General features: G+C 43.1%; 16 protein-coding genes. 15 read left to right on the top strand and 1 reads right to left on the bottom strand.

All coding sequences use genetic code 11. The features are described 5' to 3' along the window. Positions 1–5: 5 nt before the first annotated feature. Positions 6–1,121: a D-alanyl-D-alanine carboxypeptidase family protein gene (locus LKD36_RS04390; protein ID WP_308458855.1), complete on the bottom strand. Its 1,116-nt coding sequence runs from the start codon at positions 1,119–1,121 to the stop codon at positions 6–8. A gap of 288 nt (positions 1,122–1,409) precedes the next feature. Between LKD36_RS04390 and LKD36_RS04385 the strand changes: the two genes are divergently transcribed. The 15 genes from LKD36_RS04385 to LKD36_RS04315 all read left to right on the top strand — a co-directional run bounded on the left by LKD36_RS04385 (position 1,410) and on the right by LKD36_RS04315 (position 16,785). Further along, positions 1,410–2,846, top strand: a complete 1,437-nt coding sequence (locus LKD36_RS04385; protein ID WP_308458854.1) for an acyl-CoA carboxylase subunit beta — start codon at positions 1,410–1,412, stop codon at positions 2,844–2,846. Between the two features lie 15 nt (positions 2,847–2,861). Next, entirely contained in the window at positions 2,862–3,662 is an 801-nt protein-coding gene (locus LKD36_RS04380) for an OadG family transporter subunit (protein WP_308458853.1), read from the top strand. Between the two features lie 24 nt (positions 3,663–3,686). Continuing rightward, positions 3,687–4,055, top strand: a complete 369-nt coding sequence (locus LKD36_RS04375) for a biotin/lipoyl-binding carrier protein (RefSeq protein ID WP_308458852.1) — start codon at positions 3,687–3,689, stop codon at positions 4,053–4,055. A gap of 26 nt (positions 4,056–4,081) precedes the next feature. Then, complete coding sequence (locus LKD36_RS04370; protein WP_308458851.1) at positions 4,082–5,233, top strand: sodium ion-translocating decarboxylase subunit beta; 1,152 nt, start codon at positions 4,082–4,084, stop codon at positions 5,231–5,233. Positions 5,234–5,274: 41 nt separating this feature from the next. Continuing rightward, positions 5,275–6,687, top strand: a complete 1,413-nt coding sequence (locus LKD36_RS04365; RefSeq protein WP_308458850.1) for an oxaloacetate decarboxylase subunit alpha — start codon at positions 5,275–5,277, stop codon at positions 6,685–6,687. Between the two features lie 215 nt (positions 6,688–6,902). Beyond that, complete coding sequence (locus LKD36_RS04360; RefSeq protein ID WP_308458849.1) at positions 6,903–7,583, top strand: GntR family transcriptional regulator; 681 nt, start codon at positions 6,903–6,905, stop codon at positions 7,581–7,583. Positions 7,584–7,991: 408 nt separating this feature from the next. Further along, complete coding sequence (locus LKD36_RS04355) at positions 7,992–9,023, top strand: tripartite tricarboxylate transporter substrate binding protein (protein WP_118769394.1); 1,032 nt, start codon at positions 7,992–7,994, stop codon at positions 9,021–9,023. A gap of 68 nt (positions 9,024–9,091) precedes the next feature. Beyond that, positions 9,092–9,586: a tripartite tricarboxylate transporter TctB family protein gene (locus tag LKD36_RS04350; protein WP_308458848.1), complete on the top strand. Its 495-nt coding sequence runs from the start codon at positions 9,092–9,094 to the stop codon at positions 9,584–9,586. A 12-nt stretch (positions 9,587–9,598) separates the two neighbouring features. Continuing rightward, the gene (locus tag LKD36_RS04345) at positions 9,599–11,077 is read left to right on the top strand and encodes a tripartite tricarboxylate transporter permease (protein ID WP_308458847.1); all 1,479 of its coding nucleotides are present in this window, start codon (positions 9,599–9,601) and stop codon (positions 11,075–11,077) included. 59 nt (positions 11,078–11,136) lie between these two features. Beyond that, positions 11,137–12,036, top strand: a complete 900-nt coding sequence (gene dapA / locus LKD36_RS04340; RefSeq protein WP_118769397.1) for a 4-hydroxy-tetrahydrodipicolinate synthase — start codon at positions 11,137–11,139, stop codon at positions 12,034–12,036. Between the two features lie 25 nt (positions 12,037–12,061). Further along, positions 12,062–13,015, top strand: coding sequence for a hydroxyacid dehydrogenase (locus LKD36_RS04335; protein ID WP_308458846.1), 954 nt, complete (start codon positions 12,062–12,064; stop codon positions 13,013–13,015). Between the two features lie 67 nt (positions 13,016–13,082). Then, on the top strand, positions 13,083–14,360 hold the full coding sequence (locus tag LKD36_RS04330) for a nickel pincer cofactor-dependent isomerase, group 22 (RefSeq protein ID WP_118769399.1): 1,278 nt from the start codon (positions 13,083–13,085) through the stop codon (positions 14,358–14,360). 11 nt (positions 14,361–14,371) lie between these two features. Then, positions 14,372–15,325: an AEC family transporter gene (locus tag LKD36_RS04325; RefSeq protein WP_308458845.1), complete on the top strand. Its 954-nt coding sequence runs from the start codon at positions 14,372–14,374 to the stop codon at positions 15,323–15,325. Positions 15,326–15,338: 13 nt separating this feature from the next. Continuing rightward, complete coding sequence (locus LKD36_RS04320) at positions 15,339–15,614, top strand: UxaA family hydrolase (protein WP_331465114.1); 276 nt, start codon at positions 15,339–15,341, stop codon at positions 15,612–15,614. A gap of 10 nt (positions 15,615–15,624) precedes the next feature. After that, positions 15,625–16,785 (top strand): UxaA family hydrolase, encoded by a 1,161-nt coding sequence (locus tag LKD36_RS04315; protein ID WP_118769402.1) that lies wholly within the window; start codon positions 15,625–15,627, stop codon positions 16,783–16,785. Positions 16,786–16,961: the final 176 nt, after the last annotated feature.

Genomic DNA, 16,961 nt, shown 5'->3' with positions numbered 1-16,961 from the left:
TATATTCAATGGCTTTCGGGAGGAGTTCCCGGAAGCCATTTTTCTGTTACCTGCTGGAAAATGAAACGGAAGTCAATGGCAGGAATATCCTCACATGCAGTAATGGGAAAGAGATCCAGAATGCTTCCATTGAGATAATAAACGACGGTTCCCATCATTTCTCCGGCGGTGACCGGTGCGGTTAGAGTATCAGGTATCAGAATATCCATGGAAAAAGTATCCTCCTTACGGCACAGAAGTTCTTTTGGGGCAGCAGTGACGGAAAGAGAAATTTTTGAACTCCTTCCGTTTCGTACTGGAACGGGAGCAAGAACCGGGATCTCGTCCCCGAATGTTTTTATTTCAAAATCAGAGAGTCCATAGTTCATGAGCTTTGTGGTATCCTGCCATTTCCACGTACGGTTACCCGGCCAACCGCAGGCCAGTACGACGGAGATCAGGTGTTTACCTCCAGATTCCATGGCACATACATAACAGTATCCGGCATTGCCTGTAAAACCGGTCTTGCCGCTTAAGACGCCATCCATCATATTTAGAAATGCATTTTTATTTTGGACGGTAAAATTCCGTGTTCCATCCAGATCAGAGAATGTGTGGGAAGCGGTGCGGGTAATGGCGAGAAATTCTTCATTACGGATACAGAAGCGCATGATCCTTGCCAGATCTTTTGCAGTAGTGGAATGGATTCCATGTTCATCCTGAGCATCCAGACCGTTTGGGGTGATAAAATAAGTATCAAAGCAGCCTAAATCCCGGGCTTTCTGGTTCATCATGAAGGCAAACTGCTCCACAGATCCTCCTATATGCTCAGCAATGGCAACGGCTGTGTCATTGTGGGATTCCAATATGAGAGAATAGAGAAGATCGAGCAGCCGGTATCGCTCACCCTCCCGGATATGAAGCTTTACCTCCGGCATGGAGGCGGCCCTTGAGGAGACCGTGACGATGCCGTCAGGATCAGCGTTCTCCAACGCAATGAGAAGCGTCATGATTTTAGTGGTGCTTGCCATAGGCAGCTTTTCTGTTCCATTCTTCTCAAAAAGGACACGTCCGCTCTCTGCGTCCATAAGCACGGCGGCTGCCGCGTGCAGGTTTTCCGGTTCTGCGGCCGTGAGCGGCATGGAAGATTCATACAGAAGAGCGAAAAGAAGAAGCAAAATGAAAAAAAACCGGTGATTGTGCATGTAAAATCCTGTGATCAGACTTGCAATAGTTTATGAGTTTGAATCTCAGTTTATGATTTCTTGGAAAAATCAGGAAAAACTGCTGTTCAGAAAGACGGGTACGTTAAAAAGTTGTCAAATCATACACGCTTTTTGCAAAAATGACTTGAAAAAAGTCGGTTATATTGTTACAATTATTCTCGGCAGAAATTGGTTTTACTATCAAATATATGTGGAGGACGAAAAATGAGTAGTACAGCACAGAACTTGGCGAGCAGCAGAATTGCAGCGCTGCTTGACGAGAACAGTTTTGTTGAAATCGGCGCTGCAGTAACTGCACGTGCAACTGATTTTAACATGAACAACACTGACACACCTTCAGACGGAGTTGTTACCGGATATGGTGTTATCAATGACAGCCTTGTGTATGTATATAGCCAGGATGCTTCCGTACTCGGAGGTTCCATGGGTGAGATGCATGCCAAGAAAATTACCAGAATCTATGACATGGCAATGAAGATGGGTGCACCGGTTATCGGTCTTATCGATTGTGCAGGTCTGAGACTTCAGGAGGCTTCCGATGCTCTGAACGCATTTGGTGAGCTGTATCTGAAACAGTCTCTGGCATCCGGCGTAGTTCCGCAGATTACAGCAGTATTTGGCAACTGTGGCGGCGGAATGGCAGTAGCATCTGCTATGTCTGATTTTACTTTCATGGAGAGCAAAAAAGGTAAGCTTTTCGTTAATTCTCCGAACGCACTGGCTGGAAACGACGCAGCCAAATGCGATACTTCCGCAGCAAAATTCCAGAGCGAAGAAGTTGGCATCGTTGACGTTGTAGCAGAAGAAGCTGAGCTGATCGCACAGATCCGTGAGCTGGTTTCCATGCTTCCGGCTAACAATGAGGATGATCTTTCTTACGCTGACTGCGAGGATGATCTGAACAGAGTATGTGCAGATCTGGAAGCTTCCGCAGCAGATCCGGCTATCGCACTGCCGATGATCTCTGATGACGGAGTATTCTTCGAGACCAAAGCAGAGTATGGAAAAGATATGGTTACCGGATTCATCAAACTGAACGGAACAACCGTGGGCGCAGTAGCTAACCGTTCCACTCTGTATGATGAGGAAGGCAATGCCGTAGAGCAGTTCAACGCAGAGATCTCCGCAAGAGGATGTGAGAAAGCAGCTTCTTTCGTTAAGTTCTGTGATGCATTCAATATCCCGGTACTGACCCTGACCAATGCAGCAGGCTTCAAAGCAACCAAATGCACTGAGAAGAAGATTGCAAAGGCAGCAGCAGCTCTGACCGCAGCATTCGCTGAGGCAGATGTACCGAAAGTAAATGTAATTACCGGAAAAGCATTCGGAAGCGCATATGTAACCATGAACAGCAAGGGCCTTGGTGCAGATATGGTATACGCATGGCCGAACGCACAGATCGGTATGATGGATGCAAAACTTGCAGTAAAAGTTATGTATCCGGAAGCAGATGCAAAAGAGCTTCGTGAGAAGGCAGCTGCTTATGCAGAGCTTCAGAACAGTGTAGCTTCCGCAGCCAAGAGAGGTTATGTGGATACTGTGATTGATGCTCAGGATACAAGAAAATATGTGATTGGCGCTTTTGAGATGCTGTTTACCAAGAGAGAAGACCGCCCGGGCAAGAAACACGGAACTGTTTAGAGCGAGGTGAGGTATATGAGACAGAATTTTAGAAAAATCCTTACGATGCTCACTGTATCCGCAGCAGCTCTTGGACTTACCGCATGCGGCAGCACCGCAGCAGAAACAGATGAGCTCAGCTACGATGAGGCTTATCTGGAGTCCGTTGCTGATTTCCTGATCGGCAACTGGGATGGTATGTCTGATGAGCAGATTGCACAGTACGCTGAGATGGACGCTGAAGACGCACAGAGTATTCTGGATAACTATGGCCTTCCGTTCACTGCAGAGGCATTTACTACCGCATTTTCCGGATATATGGGAAATGAGGAAGAGCTGGGTGCATATGTTTCCACTGATGGTTACGAAGTTTCCACAGATGGAAAAGAGATCACTCTGGTTGCACATCTGACTTATGAGCAGCGTACAGCAGATCTGAGCATTGTATTTAATAAGAAGAGTGTTGCACAGTCTGTAACACTGGATCCTTCCTACACACTGGGAGAGATCTTTACAAAAGCTCTTATGAATACGATCCTTGGTATGGGAACTGTATTCAGTGTGCTGATCTTCATCAGCCTTGTTATTTACTGCTTCAACTTCATTCCGGCTATCCAGAAGAAGTTCAGCAAGAAGAAAGAGCAGCCTGCTCCGGCTCCGGCCAAAGCAGCAGCTCCGGCCCCGGCAGCAGCTCCGGTTGAGGAAGAGACTGTGGATGAGGGCGAACTTGTAGCAGCAATCACTGCAGCAATTTGTGCATACACTGGAAGTTCCGCAGACGGATTTGTCGTACGTTCCATCAGACGTGCAGACTCCGCAAAGTGGAAGAGAGCATAAACAATTCTAGGAGGAATAAATAAGATGAAAAACTATACCATTACCGTAAATGGCACTGTATATGAAGTAAGCGTAGAAGAGGGCGGCGCAGGAAGCGCTCCTGTACGTGCAGCAGCTCCGAAGGCAGCACCGAAAGCAGCTCCGGCAGCAGCTCCGAAGGCAGCAGCAGGCGCAGCTGGTTCTGTAGAAGTTACTGCTTCTGTTCCGGGTAAAGTATTCAAGATTGAGGCTAATACAGGTGCAACTGTAAAAGCTGGTGATCCGATCGTTATCCTGGAAGCTATGAAGATGGAGATCCCGGTAGTAGCTCCGGAAGATGGAACGGTTGCAAGCATTAATGTTGCAGTTGGAGATGCTGTAGAATCCGGTGACGTATTGGCTACTATGAACTAAGACAATAAATCATTGGAGGTTACAACATGAGCTACATTGCTGAGACTTTGGGAAATCTCCTGCATCAGACGGCATTTTTTAACCTGACATGGGGAAATTATGTCATGATCGTTGTTGCATGTGTTTTCCTTTACCTGGCTATTGCAAAAGAGTATGAGCCTCTTCTTCTGGTTCCGATCTCTTTTGGAATGTTGCTGGTTAATATTTATCCTGATATTATGCTTTCCTTTGAGGAATCCGCTAACGGAGTTGGTGGTCTTCTCTATTATTTCTACAAGCTGGATGAGTGGGCAATCCTTCCGTCCCTGATTTTCATGGGCGTAGGTGCCATGACCGACTTCGGTCCGCTGATCGCTAACCCGAAGAGTTTCCTTCTGGGTGCAGCAGCACAGTTTGGTATTTTTGCAGCTTATCTGGGAGCTATGCTTCTTGGCTTCTCTGATAAAGCAGCAGCAGCAATCTCCATCATCGGTGGTGCTGACGGCCCGACCTCCATTTTCCTGGCAGGTAAGCTGCAGCAGACCGCAATCATGGGACCGATTGCCGTAGCGGCATATTCCTATATGTCTCTGGTACCGGTTATCCAGCCGCCGATCATGAAAGCACTGACTACTGAGAAAGAGCGTAAGATTAAGATGGAGCAGCTTCGTCCGGTTTCCAAGCTGGAAAAAATCCTGTTCCCGGTTATTGTTACGATTATCATTTCCCTGATTCTGCCTACCACTGCTCCGCTGGTTGGTATGCTGATGCTGGGTAACCTGTTCCGTGAGAGTGGTGTTGTTCGTCAGCTGACGGATACTGCATCCAATGCCCTGATGTACATCGTAGTTATCCTTCTGGGTACTTCCGTAGGAGCTACCACCAGTGCAGAGGTATTCCTGAATGTGGATACACTGAAGATCGTTGCTCTTGGCCTGATTGCATTCGCATTCGGTACCGCAGCAGGTGTTCTCTTCGGTAAACTGATGTGCAAGCTGACCGGAGGAAAGGTAAACCCGCTGATCGGTTCTGCAGGCGTATCCGCAGTGCCGATGGCAGCACGTGTATCCCAGAAGGTTGGTGCTGAAGCAGATCCGACCAACTTCCTTCTGATGCATGCAATGGGACCGAACGTAGCAGGTGTTATCGGTACTGCAGTTGCTGCAGGTACCTTCATGGCTATTTTCGGAGTATTCTAAGCTGCTGACTGGACTGGAAAATTTGTAGGAGGAATTATAAAATGACTGAAATCGCTAAAAAGCCGATTAAAATAACAGAAACAATTCTGCGTGACGCTCATCAGTCTCTGATCGCTACCCGTATGTCGACAGAGCAGATGCTTCCGATTGTCGAGAAGCTGGATGAGGTTGGATATCACTCACTGGAGTGCTGGGGTGGAGCTACCTTCGATGCTTCTTTACGTTTCCTGAAAGAGGATCCGTGGGACAGACTTCGTAAAATCCGTGCAAGAGCTAAGAAAACTAAACTTCAGATGCTGTTCCGTGGACAGAATATCCTTGGATATCGTCCTTACGGCGACGACGTAGTAGAATATTTCGTTCAGAAGTCTATTGCGAATGGTATTGATATCATCCGTATCTTCGACTGCCTGAACGACCTGCGCAACCTGCAGACTGCTGTAAAGGCAGCTAACAAAGAGGGCGGACATGCGCAGATCGCTCTGTGCTACACCCTTGGCGACGCTTATACGTTGGACTACTGGACCGGTATTGCAAAAGAGATCGAGGAGATGGGTGCAGATTCCATCTGTATCAAAGATATGGCAGGTCTTCTGCTTCCGTACAAGGCAACCGAGCTGGTTACCGCACTGAAAGAGACCGTTAAGATCCCGATCCAGCTCCATAATCATTATACCTCCGGCGTTGCTTCCATGACTTACCTGAAAGCAGTCGAGGCTGGCGTTGACGTGATCGACTGCGCAATATCTCCGTTCGCACTGGGAACCTCCCAGCCGGCAACAGAGGTTATGGTTGAAACCTTCAAGGGAACTCCGTATGATACCGGATTCGACCAGAAACTTCTGGCAGAGATCGCTGATTACTTCAGACCGATTCGTGACGAGGCTCTGAAGAGCGGACTCCTGAATCCATTAAATATGGGCGTTAATATCAAGACTCTTCTCTATCAGGTGCCGGGCGGAATGCTCTCCAATCTGACTTCTCAGCTTAGAGAGATGAATGCAGAGGATAAGTATTACGAAGTTCTCGAGGAAATGCCAAAGGTGCGTAAGGACTTTGGAGAATGCCCGTTGGTTACTCCTTCCTCCCAGATTGTAGGTAACACTGCAGTTATGAATGTAGTTGCAGGTGAGCGTTATAAGATGGTGAGCAAAGAAGCGAAAGACCTTCTCTCAGGAAAGTATGGAAAGACTGTAAAACCATTCAATCCGGAGGTACAGAAAAAAGTAGTAGGAGATGGAGAAATTATTACCTGTCGTCCGGCTGATCTTGTAGATAACGAGCTCCCGCAGCTTGAGTCTGAGATGGCACAGTACAAGGAGCAGGATGAGGATGTTTTGACCTATGCATTGTTCCCGCAGGTTGCTACTGACTTCTTTAAATACAGAGAAGCGCAGGAGACAAAAATGGATGCGGCTGTTGCTGATCAAAAGAATGGGGCATATCCTGTTTAAGTTATTTGCGACTATTTTGATTTGAAGTAAAAGAAAAGACTCCTGTAAGATGATGGCATTGCTTCATCTTATAGGAGCTTTTTGTGTAAATAGCCATATTAATCCGCAAAAAGGAAAAAATATTTGTATATATTGTAAAAATATTGACAAATATGCTAAAAAAAGTTAAAATACGTTAGACACCTTGGTGAGAACAAGGTTATAGGGAGGAAAGAATGAATTCAAGGATTGTGGAAGCCATTCCGATTAGAGAACAAGTGGCTGATATTATTAGAAAAATGATTGTAAATGGAGAATTAAAAGCAGATCAACAAATCAGCGAAAGAGAGATCAGCCAGATGCTTATGGTCAGTACGACGCCTGTGAAGGAGGCGTTTCGGGTGCTTCAATCAGAGGGGCTTTTGTATAGTATTCCAAGAAAGGGTTCCTATATCTCAAAGTTATCGAGAAAAAATATCCTACAGACCGTATTTATGCGAGGCGCATTGGAAGGGGTCGCTGCATTTTTTGCAGCTAGAAACGCTACCTATAACGAGATTATGATTATGGAAGAAGCATTAAACTGTGCTGGTGAGCTTGTTGATAAAGCGCAGTTGACTTCGGAGATTGCTGTTAGATTAACAGAGAATAATAATCTGTTTCATTCGACACTGAGAAGCGCTTCTAAGAATACCTATTTGGTCGGGTTGATTGATAATATGAGGAGCATTGATCAAAGTATTCGCAGTGTAGCATTGACTAGTACAATTGATGAATGTATAAGAGCACAAAAGGAGCATCTGGCGATTTTGAAGGCTGTTAAAGAGCAGAATTCTGAGAAAGCGGAACAACTGATTAATGCACATGTAAGAAGAGTTGGGATTTATGTATTGGCGATGGAGGATCAAGAGCTGTAGTTACAGTCTCTTTATTTTTTTCAAAGGCAACCGATATATCAGATATCAATAATTATGATTATTTACAGTATTTTGATTACGGAGAAGAAAGTCCCTCCTGAAACTGACATGTCTTCCTTCTCCTTATAAAAAACAGATTAAACACGAATATTTTACGCTTCCGAAAATATAATATACAATATATACAAAAAAACAAAAAAATAAAAAAGTATATTTACAAAATTGCAAAAGATGTTGATAATAAATACATCAAGAACGTTATGGAATATGGTGAAAAAGAAGATACGCGGATAAAATGTAAATATACAAACGTATAGAGTGATAAATTGAGGGCTTTATTTTTTTAATTCGCATGATATACCAGACACCAGATTCTATTAAATAAAAACGTTCAAAAGGAGGAAGAAAATGAAGAAAAGAGTTATTTCGACATTACTTGTAGGGGCTATGGTATTTTCCTTAGCAGGCTGTGGGACAAAGCAGGAAGCAGAACCAGAAGCTCCGGCTCCGGCTGAGACAACAGAGAAAGCTGACGGAGATGCAGCAGCAGAAGAAACTGCAGATATTGCTTGGCCAGAAAAGACAATTAATATTATCTGCCCATTCAGCGCAGGCGGAGACACTGATTTTAATGCGCGTATCTACGCTGAAAAATTAACAGAGATTCTCGGAGTTAATTGTATTGTGACGAATGTAACTGGTAATGGAGGCGCAACTGGTGCACAGCAGGTATTTGATTCTGAACCGGATGGAAATACAGTTTTGTTTTACCATGATGCACTGTATGTAAATAATGTAACTGGTGCTACAGAGTTTGGAATGGATGGTTTTGAACTTGCGTGTGTGGCTGGTAAGAATGCTGGTAATGTTGTGTGCGTTTCTGCGAAATCTGAATATGAGACCTTAGAAGATCTGGTTGAGGCTTCTAAAAATGGAAATGTAACCTTTGCTTCAAATGTTGGTGCGACGACTCATGTAATGGGCGCAATGATGAATGCAGCCGGTGCAAATTTCAATCTCGTTGATATGGGTAATGCTTCTGATCGTATCGCAGCTCTGATGGGCGGACAGTGTGATGCGATTCCGAATCCTCTGGGAACTACGCAGCAATATCTGGATTCTGGTGATTTTAGAGCACTTTGTCTTCTAGAAGACGAGAGAAACGAACATTACCCAGACATCCCAACCGCAAAAGAGCTTGGTTATGATGCTTCCTTCCCTATTTATTACTTCTTTGCATTCCCGGATGGGACGGATCAGGCAATCGTAGATAAATTTGCAGATGCATGCGAACAGGTATCCAATATGAAAGAAATTCAGCAGGCACAGTTTGAAAGTTTTTCTCAGAGCCCATTCTTTGCAAAGGGTGAGGAGGCAATTGCCCTTGAAAAAGAGCAGCAGGCATCTGTAGAAGCATTAAGAGATATGCTTAATCAGTAAGATATAGGATACCAGATGGACATAAAATAAATGTCCATCTGGATTCTTGGAAAGGAAGGTAAAAGCAAATGAGGGAAGAAACCCGACTTGATATGATCGCCGCTTCATTTACTTTGATTTTTGGAATCGCAATTTTGATTCTCTCCACAGGAATAGAGGTAAAAGCGAAGAATGGTGACGTGGGGTCTGCATTTTTACCAGTACTCATAGGATGGATGATGGTTGTGCTATCCATCATTTATGGGGTATCTGCATTGTTGGAAGGTAGGAGAGCAGGAAAAGCAGCAGTGGAAGTAGATGAACAGGAGATATTAAAGCCGGATAATAAAAAGATTTTCCTGAGCTTTATCTTAATGGTATCTTATGCGGTACTGTTGAAGCCGATTGGATTTTTGATTAGCAGTATTTTATATCTTTTTTTACAGATTAATGTCATGACAGATAAACCGACAGCAAAACAGAGAATTTTCTTTGCGGTGTTGTCTATTATAGTTCCCGTATTGATTAACTACATATTTGTAAATTGGTTTTCGATGGCTCTGCCAGATGGAATTTTGGGATAAGGAGGAAAAAATATGTTATTATCAGCTTTTGCAGCGGTATTTCAGCCAATGACTTTTCTCCTAATTTGCGGCGGAGTCATATTAGGTATTATTTTCGGAGCAATTCCGGGAATGAGTGCTACGATGGCAGTAGCATTGTGTTTGCCAATTTCGTTTGGCTTGGAACCAGTAGCAGGTATTTCACTGTTGATTGGTCTTTATATCGGAGGTATTTCCGGAGGATTAATTTCAGCGATTCTTTTGAAAATTCCAGGAACCCCTTCATCGGTTGCAACAACCTTTGACGGAGGTCCGATGGCTGAAAAAGGACAGGCTGGAAAGGCATTAGGAATAGGTATTGTATATTCCTTTATCGGCGGTATGATCAGTATCCTGATATTGATGGTGCTTGCTCCGCAGATTGCAAAGATTGCGCTTCAGTTTGGACCTTATGAGTATTTTTCAGTGACAATTTTTTCCTTGACGATGGTAGCGGCTTTATCAGACGGTAACCTGATCAAAGGCATCCTGTCAGCATTGATTGGATTTGCATTGGCAATGATCGGAGTCGCACCGATTGACAGTGTAAAAAGATTTACTTTTGGCAGCAATATGCTGAATAATGGGCTGGCACTTTTGTCTGTCATGATAGGTTTCTATGCAATCTCGGAGGTTATCTCTGAGGCTGGCAACAAAGTGAAAGTAAGTCAGAACGATGTTAAAAGTTTTAAGATGAAAGGTTTCGGCTTCAGTATGAAAGAATTCGGAGCAGAATCCGTAAATATGGTTCGTTCAGCTGCAATTGGTGTGGGCATTGGAATTTTGCCTGGTATTGGCGGCGGCACATCAAATATGATTGCATATGCGGTTGCAAAATCACAGGCTAAAAACAAAGAAGAGTATGGAAAAGGATGTATGGGAGGTATTGTGGCATCGGAGACTGCCAATAACGCATCCATCGGTGGAGCGCTGATTCCGCTTCTGACCCTTGGTATACCGGGAGATACGGTAACAGCCATGTTACTGGGAGGACTGATGATTCATGGTATTCAGCCAGGACCGTTACTTTTCCAGAATAATGGCAATATGGTATACGCTATCTTCGCTGCATTGATTGTAGCAAATATCGCAATGCTTGTAATGGAATTTTTGGGCATCCGTGTTTTTGTTAGATTGTTGTCTATTCCGAAAAATATCCTGTTACCAATTATCGTATGCCTTTGTGTTGTAGGTGCTTTCGCTGAGAACAATCGGCTGTTTGATGTATATGCAATGGTTGGATGCGGTATTCTCGCATTTGTATTGCAGAGATTAAAGTTCTCCATTCCGCCTTTGATCTTAGGATTTATTCTTGCGGAATATACGGAAACTTATTTGAGAAGAGCGCTGTCATTAAGCAACGGAAGTATCACTCCGTTCTTTACAAGACCAATTTCACTGGTGTTCCTGATGATTGCGTTTGTATCAATTACCTTTAGTATTTATAAAAGTATTAAAAATGCCAAAAAATGATGATAATCACCTTTGTGTGATTCAAAAATAATAATATATGATTTAGGAGGAAATGAAAAATGAGATTTGTACCTAGAGGAATTTTGCCGGCAATGATTACTCCGATGACAAAGGAGGGAAGCGTTAATATTCCGGCACTTAGAAAATTAATTGATTATATGATTGATGGTGGCGTGCACGGAATCTTTGCAATGGGAACGACCGCAGAATTCTATGCGGTAACTCCGAAGGAATATCAGGAGGTTCTGGAAGCAACGGTAGATCAGGTGGCTGGCAGAGTCCCAGTATATGCAGGAGCCAATGCGATTGGAACCAGACAGTCAATTGATCTGGTACATATTGCTGAAAAAGTTGGCGGAATCGATGCAATCAGTGTTCTGACGCCATATTTCATCAGCCTGACACAGGACGAGGTGTACAATCATTTTGCATCAATTGCGAACAGCACAGACATGAATATCATTCTGTATGATAATGCACCGAAGACTCATATTACAATCAAACCAAACACAGTGGCGAAACTTGCAGATATTTCCAATATTGTAGGTATGAAGGATTCTACTGGTGATCTGACGAATACGGCGGATATTATCAATAAGACGACGAGAGCAGGAAAAGATTTCCATATGATGATGGGAAGAGACAGTCTGATTTATGGTGCACTGTCTTATGGTGCAACTGGTGCGGTTGCTGCAACTGCCAATGTTGCTCCAAAACTTGTTTCTTCTATTTACAATAAGTATCAGGAAGGAGATTTAGAGGGCGCATTGGAAGCTCAGTATAAATTACTTCCCCTTAGAATTGCTTTTGGTCTTGGTTCCTTCCCGACTGTTATCAAAGAGGCTCTGGAACTTCTGGGTATTGAGGCTGGACCGTGTGCTATGCCGACCGGTATCATGACCACTGAAGAGAAAGTGCAGTTAAAGAACATTCTCATTGAGATGGAGATTCTGAAATAATAAATTTTGATGGAGGAATTGTAAGATGAAGGTATTAATTCCACAGGATATCGCTGAAGCCGGAAAGAAATTTCTTTTGGATAAAGGATATGAGATTAAAATGGGCTCTGCTGCGGATGAAGAAACCATAGCAAAAGAAGTAACTGATTGTGATGCAATCCTGATCAGAACGGCGCCCGTTACCAGAAAAGTACTGGAAGCCGGAAAGAATCTTAAGGTTGTGTCCAGACATGGAGTGGGCGTTGACAATATAGATGTTCAGGCGGCAACAGAGCTTGGCATTCAGGTGACGAATGGTCCGCTTTCCAACTCGGAATCTGTAGCAGAACATGCAGTTGCGTTTATTATGGCGTTGGCTCATCATATTGTTGAGATGGATGAGAATGTAAGAAACCATGATTGGGAGTCCAGAAATCGCGTTCGTATGACCGGACTAAGTGGTAAGACCGTGGGTATTGTCGGACTTGGGCGAATTGGACGCTATGTGGCAAAAAAGGTTGCACTGGGTCTGGATATGAAGGTTATTGGATTTGACGCATATATCCCGAAAGATGCAGTGCCCGAATATGTAGAGATGGTGGATTCTATGGAAGAACTTTATAAACGTTCTGATTTTGTCTCTCTGCATTGTCCGGCAACACCGGAAACAAAGGGCAGTGTAAATATGAAGTATCTGTCCCTTATGAAGCCGGGAGCATTTCTGGTAAATTGCGCCAGAGGAGAGGTTGTAAATGAAGAAGATCTTTATCAGGCGCTGACGACAGGTATAATTAAAGGGGCAGCCCTGGATGTGCTTTCATCTGAGCCACCGAAGGAAGATAATCCGCTTTTGGGATTGAAGAATGTAATTTTGAGTCCGCATTGTGCAGCGCATTCGTATGAAAGTTTCGACAATATGGCAGTTCATGCAGGAATTGGTATTGACGAAGTATTAACAGGAAAATCGGTAAGCTGGCCGGTAAACAAATTAGAGAAATAGTGATGGAACGGGAGGCTTGTCAAAAGTCTCCCGTTTTGAATGAAAGGATAAAATAGTGAGAAATGACATGTCCGTAATTAACAATATATTGAAAGATGTGCCGATACCTAAGGTGGTAAAGGTGCGACAGAAGTTTGACGCAAATAGAATAGAAGATGTTTCAGAATATATGAAGCGGGAGCTGAGAAGCAAAGGGTTGCAGCAGAAAATCAAACCTGGCATGTCAATAGCGGTAGGCGCAGGAAGCCGTGGAATTGATAATCATAAAGAGATTGTGAAGGAAGTTGTAGATTTTCTGAAAGAGTGCGGTGCAGAGCCTTTTGTATTTCCGGCGATGGGAAGCCATGCAGGAGCAAATGCGCAGGGGCAGAAGGAGATGCTTGCCGGATATGGGATAACAGAAGAATATCTGGGCTGTCCTGTACGGGCGACAATGGAAACGGTTGTTGCAGGAAGAACGGAAGATGGTTTAGAGGTATATACAGATCTATACGCATCGCAGGCAGACGGAATTGTGGTGATTAATCGAATTAAACCGCATACTGCATTCCGGGGGACATATGAATCGGGACTGTTCAAGATGCTTACCATTGGGATGGGAAAACAGCGTGGAGCAAAAAGTATGCACGAAGCGGGGTATCAGTATTTTGCGGAAAGGATACCACTATTTGCCAATATTGTTATGCGGCGTTTTCCGGTATTGTTTGGCGTTGGAATTGTTGAAAACGCATTTGATAAAACGGCATATATAGAAGCAATACCGGCAGAGCAAATTGCAGAGCGTGAACCGGAACTTTTGAAAATGGCATTTTCTAAGATGGCACAGCTGTATCTTCCTGAAACAGACATTCTGATTGTGAAAGAAATTGGGAAAAATATTTCAGGGAGTGGCATGGACCCAAACATCACCGGAAGGTGGCCTTCCGCATATGCGTCTGGCGGGTTGAAAAGCCAGAAAGTAGGGATTATGAGACTGTCAGAATTGTCGCATGGCAATTTCATGGGATTGGGACATGCAGAAGCAACTACAAGAGCCTGCTTTGATGAACTGGATTTTGCAGCAACTTATCCGAATGCGTTAACCAATACAGTCATGTTTACCAGTCGTATACCCGTTGTTCTTGACACGGAAAAACTGGTAATTCAGGCGTTGATAAATGGATGTGTTGGTATTGATAAGCAGATGCCCAGAATGATTTTTATTAAAAATACAATGGAGATGGAAACAATTTATGTTTCAGAAGCGCATTTGGAGGAAGTGAGGAAAATTCCGTCTTTGGAAATCCTTGAAGAAGCAGAAAAACTGAAATTCAACGAAGCCGGAGAATGTATATTTAACTGGTAGATAGGAAGCATATGGAAAGTTTTGGACTTGCTGTAAATGTGGTATTTCCGTTATTGCTGATGATGGTATGCGGATGCTTTATGAGATACAAAAAGATGATAGATGATCATACCATCAATTATCTGAATAAGATGCTGTTTCGCTTTTTTATGGCTGTAATGCTGTTCATGAATACATATAAGATGAATTTAGAGGATGTTTTGAATCCTCAGATCAGAAAATTAACGCTGATTATTACAATATGTTATGTATTCATTGTAACGATTCTTATCATGATTTTGCCTAAATTTGTGACTGACCGTTCAAAATGCGGAGTGATGATACAGGGATTTTATCGAAGCAATTTGATATTGTATGGTCTTCCAGTATTTGAATCTATTTATGGCTCGGATGATTCAGGCATGGTATCTGTGCTGATATCAGTGATCATCCCGGTTATTAATATCTTATCTGCAATCGTGCTGGAAATCTTCGGTTCTTCAGGTGGACGGCTTAGTTTTCGTAAGATTCTAAAAAGTGTTGTATTGAATCCACTGGTACAAGGACCTGTAGTAGGACTTTTGTTTCTTGTGCTGGGAATTCATTTCCCGAAAATATTAGAGGATTCACTTAGAACTATCGGAGGAATCTCGACACCTTTGGCGTTCGTTGTGCTGGGAGCGACCATACAGTTAAAAAGTATCAGAAAAAATTGGAAATATATCTCATTTACCGTGTTAGGGAAGTTATTTATTGTTCCACTTATTGTGTTTATTGTTTGTTATGGTTTGGGCATGCGCAGGCAGATGTTAGTAATGGTACTTGGAGCAATGGCTTCGCCTACAGCGGTAGCTTCCTTTGCAATGGCTAAGGAGGCAGGATGTGACGAAGAGCTTGCAGGTGAAATTGTCATGGCAAGTTCAGTCTGCTCTTTGTTTTCTATCTTTGCATGGGTATTTTTTCTTGGGACATTTCGATTGATTTAGAGGAGGTATAGTGTTGAAGGCATTGAAGATCCATGAAATGGATAATGTGGCTGTAGTTTTAGGCAATGTAGAGAAGGGGGAAGACGTTATATTATCTAATGAAAGTCTGAACTGTATTCAGGCGAAAGATATGATTCCAGTTTATCATAAAATTTCCTTGACAGAGATTCCAGAAGATGGACCGGTATATAAATATGGAGAAATTATAGGGCTTGCCTCCAGGTTGATTCAAAAAGGAGAGCATGTCCATGAGCATAATGTAAAAAGCGTATTGAAAACAAATAATTAGAGGTGTATAAATGAAATTTTCAGGATATAAAAGACCAGATGGAAAAATCGGAATCAGAAATTATGTATTGATTTTGCCCACCTGTAATTGTTCTTCTGAAACTTGTCGTATGGTAGCCGATATGATAGATGGAACGGTTACATTTACGAATCAGAATGGATGTTCTCAGACACAGGATGATGTTCAGTATACGATTGATATTTTGAGCGGATTTGCAGCAAATCCGAACGTATATGGAACGATTATAATCGGAAACGGATGTGAAGTGTGCGGAGCAGAACGAATATATGATAATATACGAAAACGTACTAATAAGCCGCTTCATAAATTGGTAATTCAGGAGTGTGGAGGAACAGAGGGAACGGTAAAGAAGGCGAGTGAACTGGCAAGGAAGCTCGTTCAGGAAAGTAGTCTTCTTCATTCGGAATTATATGACCTGTCTCATCTGATTGTAGGAACAGAGTGTGGAGGAAGTGATGCAACATCGGGAATTGCCGCCAATCCGTGTGTTGGGAGGATGAGCGATCGTTTGGTAGAAAAAGGAGGAACGGTTATCCTCAGTGAAACAACAGAATTCATGGGGGCAGAAAGAATTCTTGCGGAACGAGCGGTTAATGAAAAAGTTGCTGCCCGTATTTTTGAAATTACAGAGAGGTATGAAAATTATCTCAAAAATCTGAATACAGATCTACGAGGGACGAATCCTGCACCGGGAAACAAAAAAGGTGGAATTACAACCCTTGAAGAAAAGTCATTAGGATGTATATACAAGGGTGGCTCTACAAAAATTCAGGCAGTGTATGAGTATGCAGAAGAGGTGACTGAACATGGATTAGTGATTATGGATACTCCAGGAGCGGATAGTGCGTCTTTATGTGGAATGGCTGCGGGCGGAGCACAAATAGCAGTTTTTACAACTGGAAGAGGTACACCAATCGGTAATCCTGTGATTCCGGTTATTAAAGTAACTGGAAATCAGGAAACCTATAAAAAAATGCACTGTAATATGGATTTTGATGCCAGTCCTATCATTACAGATAATATTTCAGCAGCAGATAATGGGGATGAATTATTTGAACTCGTTGTTAAAGTTGCTAATGGATACAAGACACAAGCGGAAATATTTAAGATGAGAGAAGTCGGAATTGCAAGATTGTGTAATTATGTATAGATGAAAAAGTTCTCTCGTTTCTTATAAAATGGGGGCTGTCGCACTAACGTGCGGCAGCTCATTTTATATATCCAACACAAAACGCCGAGCTTCGAAAAACCCGGCGTTCGTGGTATAATCAGTTTATGCGACTAAACAAAATAATACAGAGGGATTATACCTCATTTTCGCTGTAT

The sequence above is a fragment of the Hominiventricola filiformis genome (genome assembly GCF_020686965.1).
Lineage (GTDB): Bacteria > Bacillota > Clostridia > Lachnospirales > Lachnospiraceae > Hominiventricola > Hominiventricola filiformis.
This window is presented reverse-complemented; position numbering and strand designations above follow the sequence as displayed.

Excerpts from the sequence above, each read along its gene's own strand:
- LKD36_RS04390 (WP_308458855.1), bottom strand. The coding sequence starts at position 1,121 with ATGCCGCTCACGGCCGCAGAACCGGAAAACCTGCACGCGGCAGCCGCC.
- LKD36_RS04385 (WP_308458854.1), top strand. The coding sequence starts at position 1,410 with ATGAGTAGTACAGCACAGAACTTGGCGAGCAGCAGAATTGCAGCGCTG.
- LKD36_RS04380 (WP_308458853.1), top strand. The coding sequence starts at position 2,862 with ATGAGACAGAATTTTAGAAAAATCCTTACGATGCTCACTGTATCCGCA.
- LKD36_RS04375 (WP_308458852.1), top strand. The coding sequence starts at position 3,687 with ATGAAAAACTATACCATTACCGTAAATGGCACTGTATATGAAGTAAGC.
- LKD36_RS04370 (WP_308458851.1), top strand. The coding sequence starts at position 4,082 with ATGAGCTACATTGCTGAGACTTTGGGAAATCTCCTGCATCAGACGGCA.
- LKD36_RS04365 (WP_308458850.1), top strand. The coding sequence starts at position 5,275 with ATGACTGAAATCGCTAAAAAGCCGATTAAAATAACAGAAACAATTCTG.
- LKD36_RS04360 (WP_308458849.1), top strand. The coding sequence starts at position 6,903 with ATGAATTCAAGGATTGTGGAAGCCATTCCGATTAGAGAACAAGTGGCT.
- LKD36_RS04355 (WP_118769394.1), top strand. The coding sequence starts at position 7,992 with ATGAAGAAAAGAGTTATTTCGACATTACTTGTAGGGGCTATGGTATTT.
- LKD36_RS04350 (WP_308458848.1), top strand. The coding sequence starts at position 9,092 with ATGAGGGAAGAAACCCGACTTGATATGATCGCCGCTTCATTTACTTTG.
- LKD36_RS04345 (WP_308458847.1), top strand. The coding sequence starts at position 9,599 with ATGTTATTATCAGCTTTTGCAGCGGTATTTCAGCCAATGACTTTTCTC.
- dapA (WP_118769397.1), top strand. The coding sequence starts at position 11,137 with ATGAGATTTGTACCTAGAGGAATTTTGCCGGCAATGATTACTCCGATG.
- LKD36_RS04335 (WP_308458846.1), top strand. The coding sequence starts at position 12,062 with ATGAAGGTATTAATTCCACAGGATATCGCTGAAGCCGGAAAGAAATTT.
- LKD36_RS04330 (WP_118769399.1), top strand. The coding sequence starts at position 13,083 with ATGTCCGTAATTAACAATATATTGAAAGATGTGCCGATACCTAAGGTG.
- LKD36_RS04325 (WP_308458845.1), top strand. The coding sequence starts at position 14,372 with ATGGAAAGTTTTGGACTTGCTGTAAATGTGGTATTTCCGTTATTGCTG.
- LKD36_RS04315 (WP_118769402.1), top strand. The coding sequence starts at position 15,625 with ATGAAATTTTCAGGATATAAAAGACCAGATGGAAAAATCGGAATCAGA.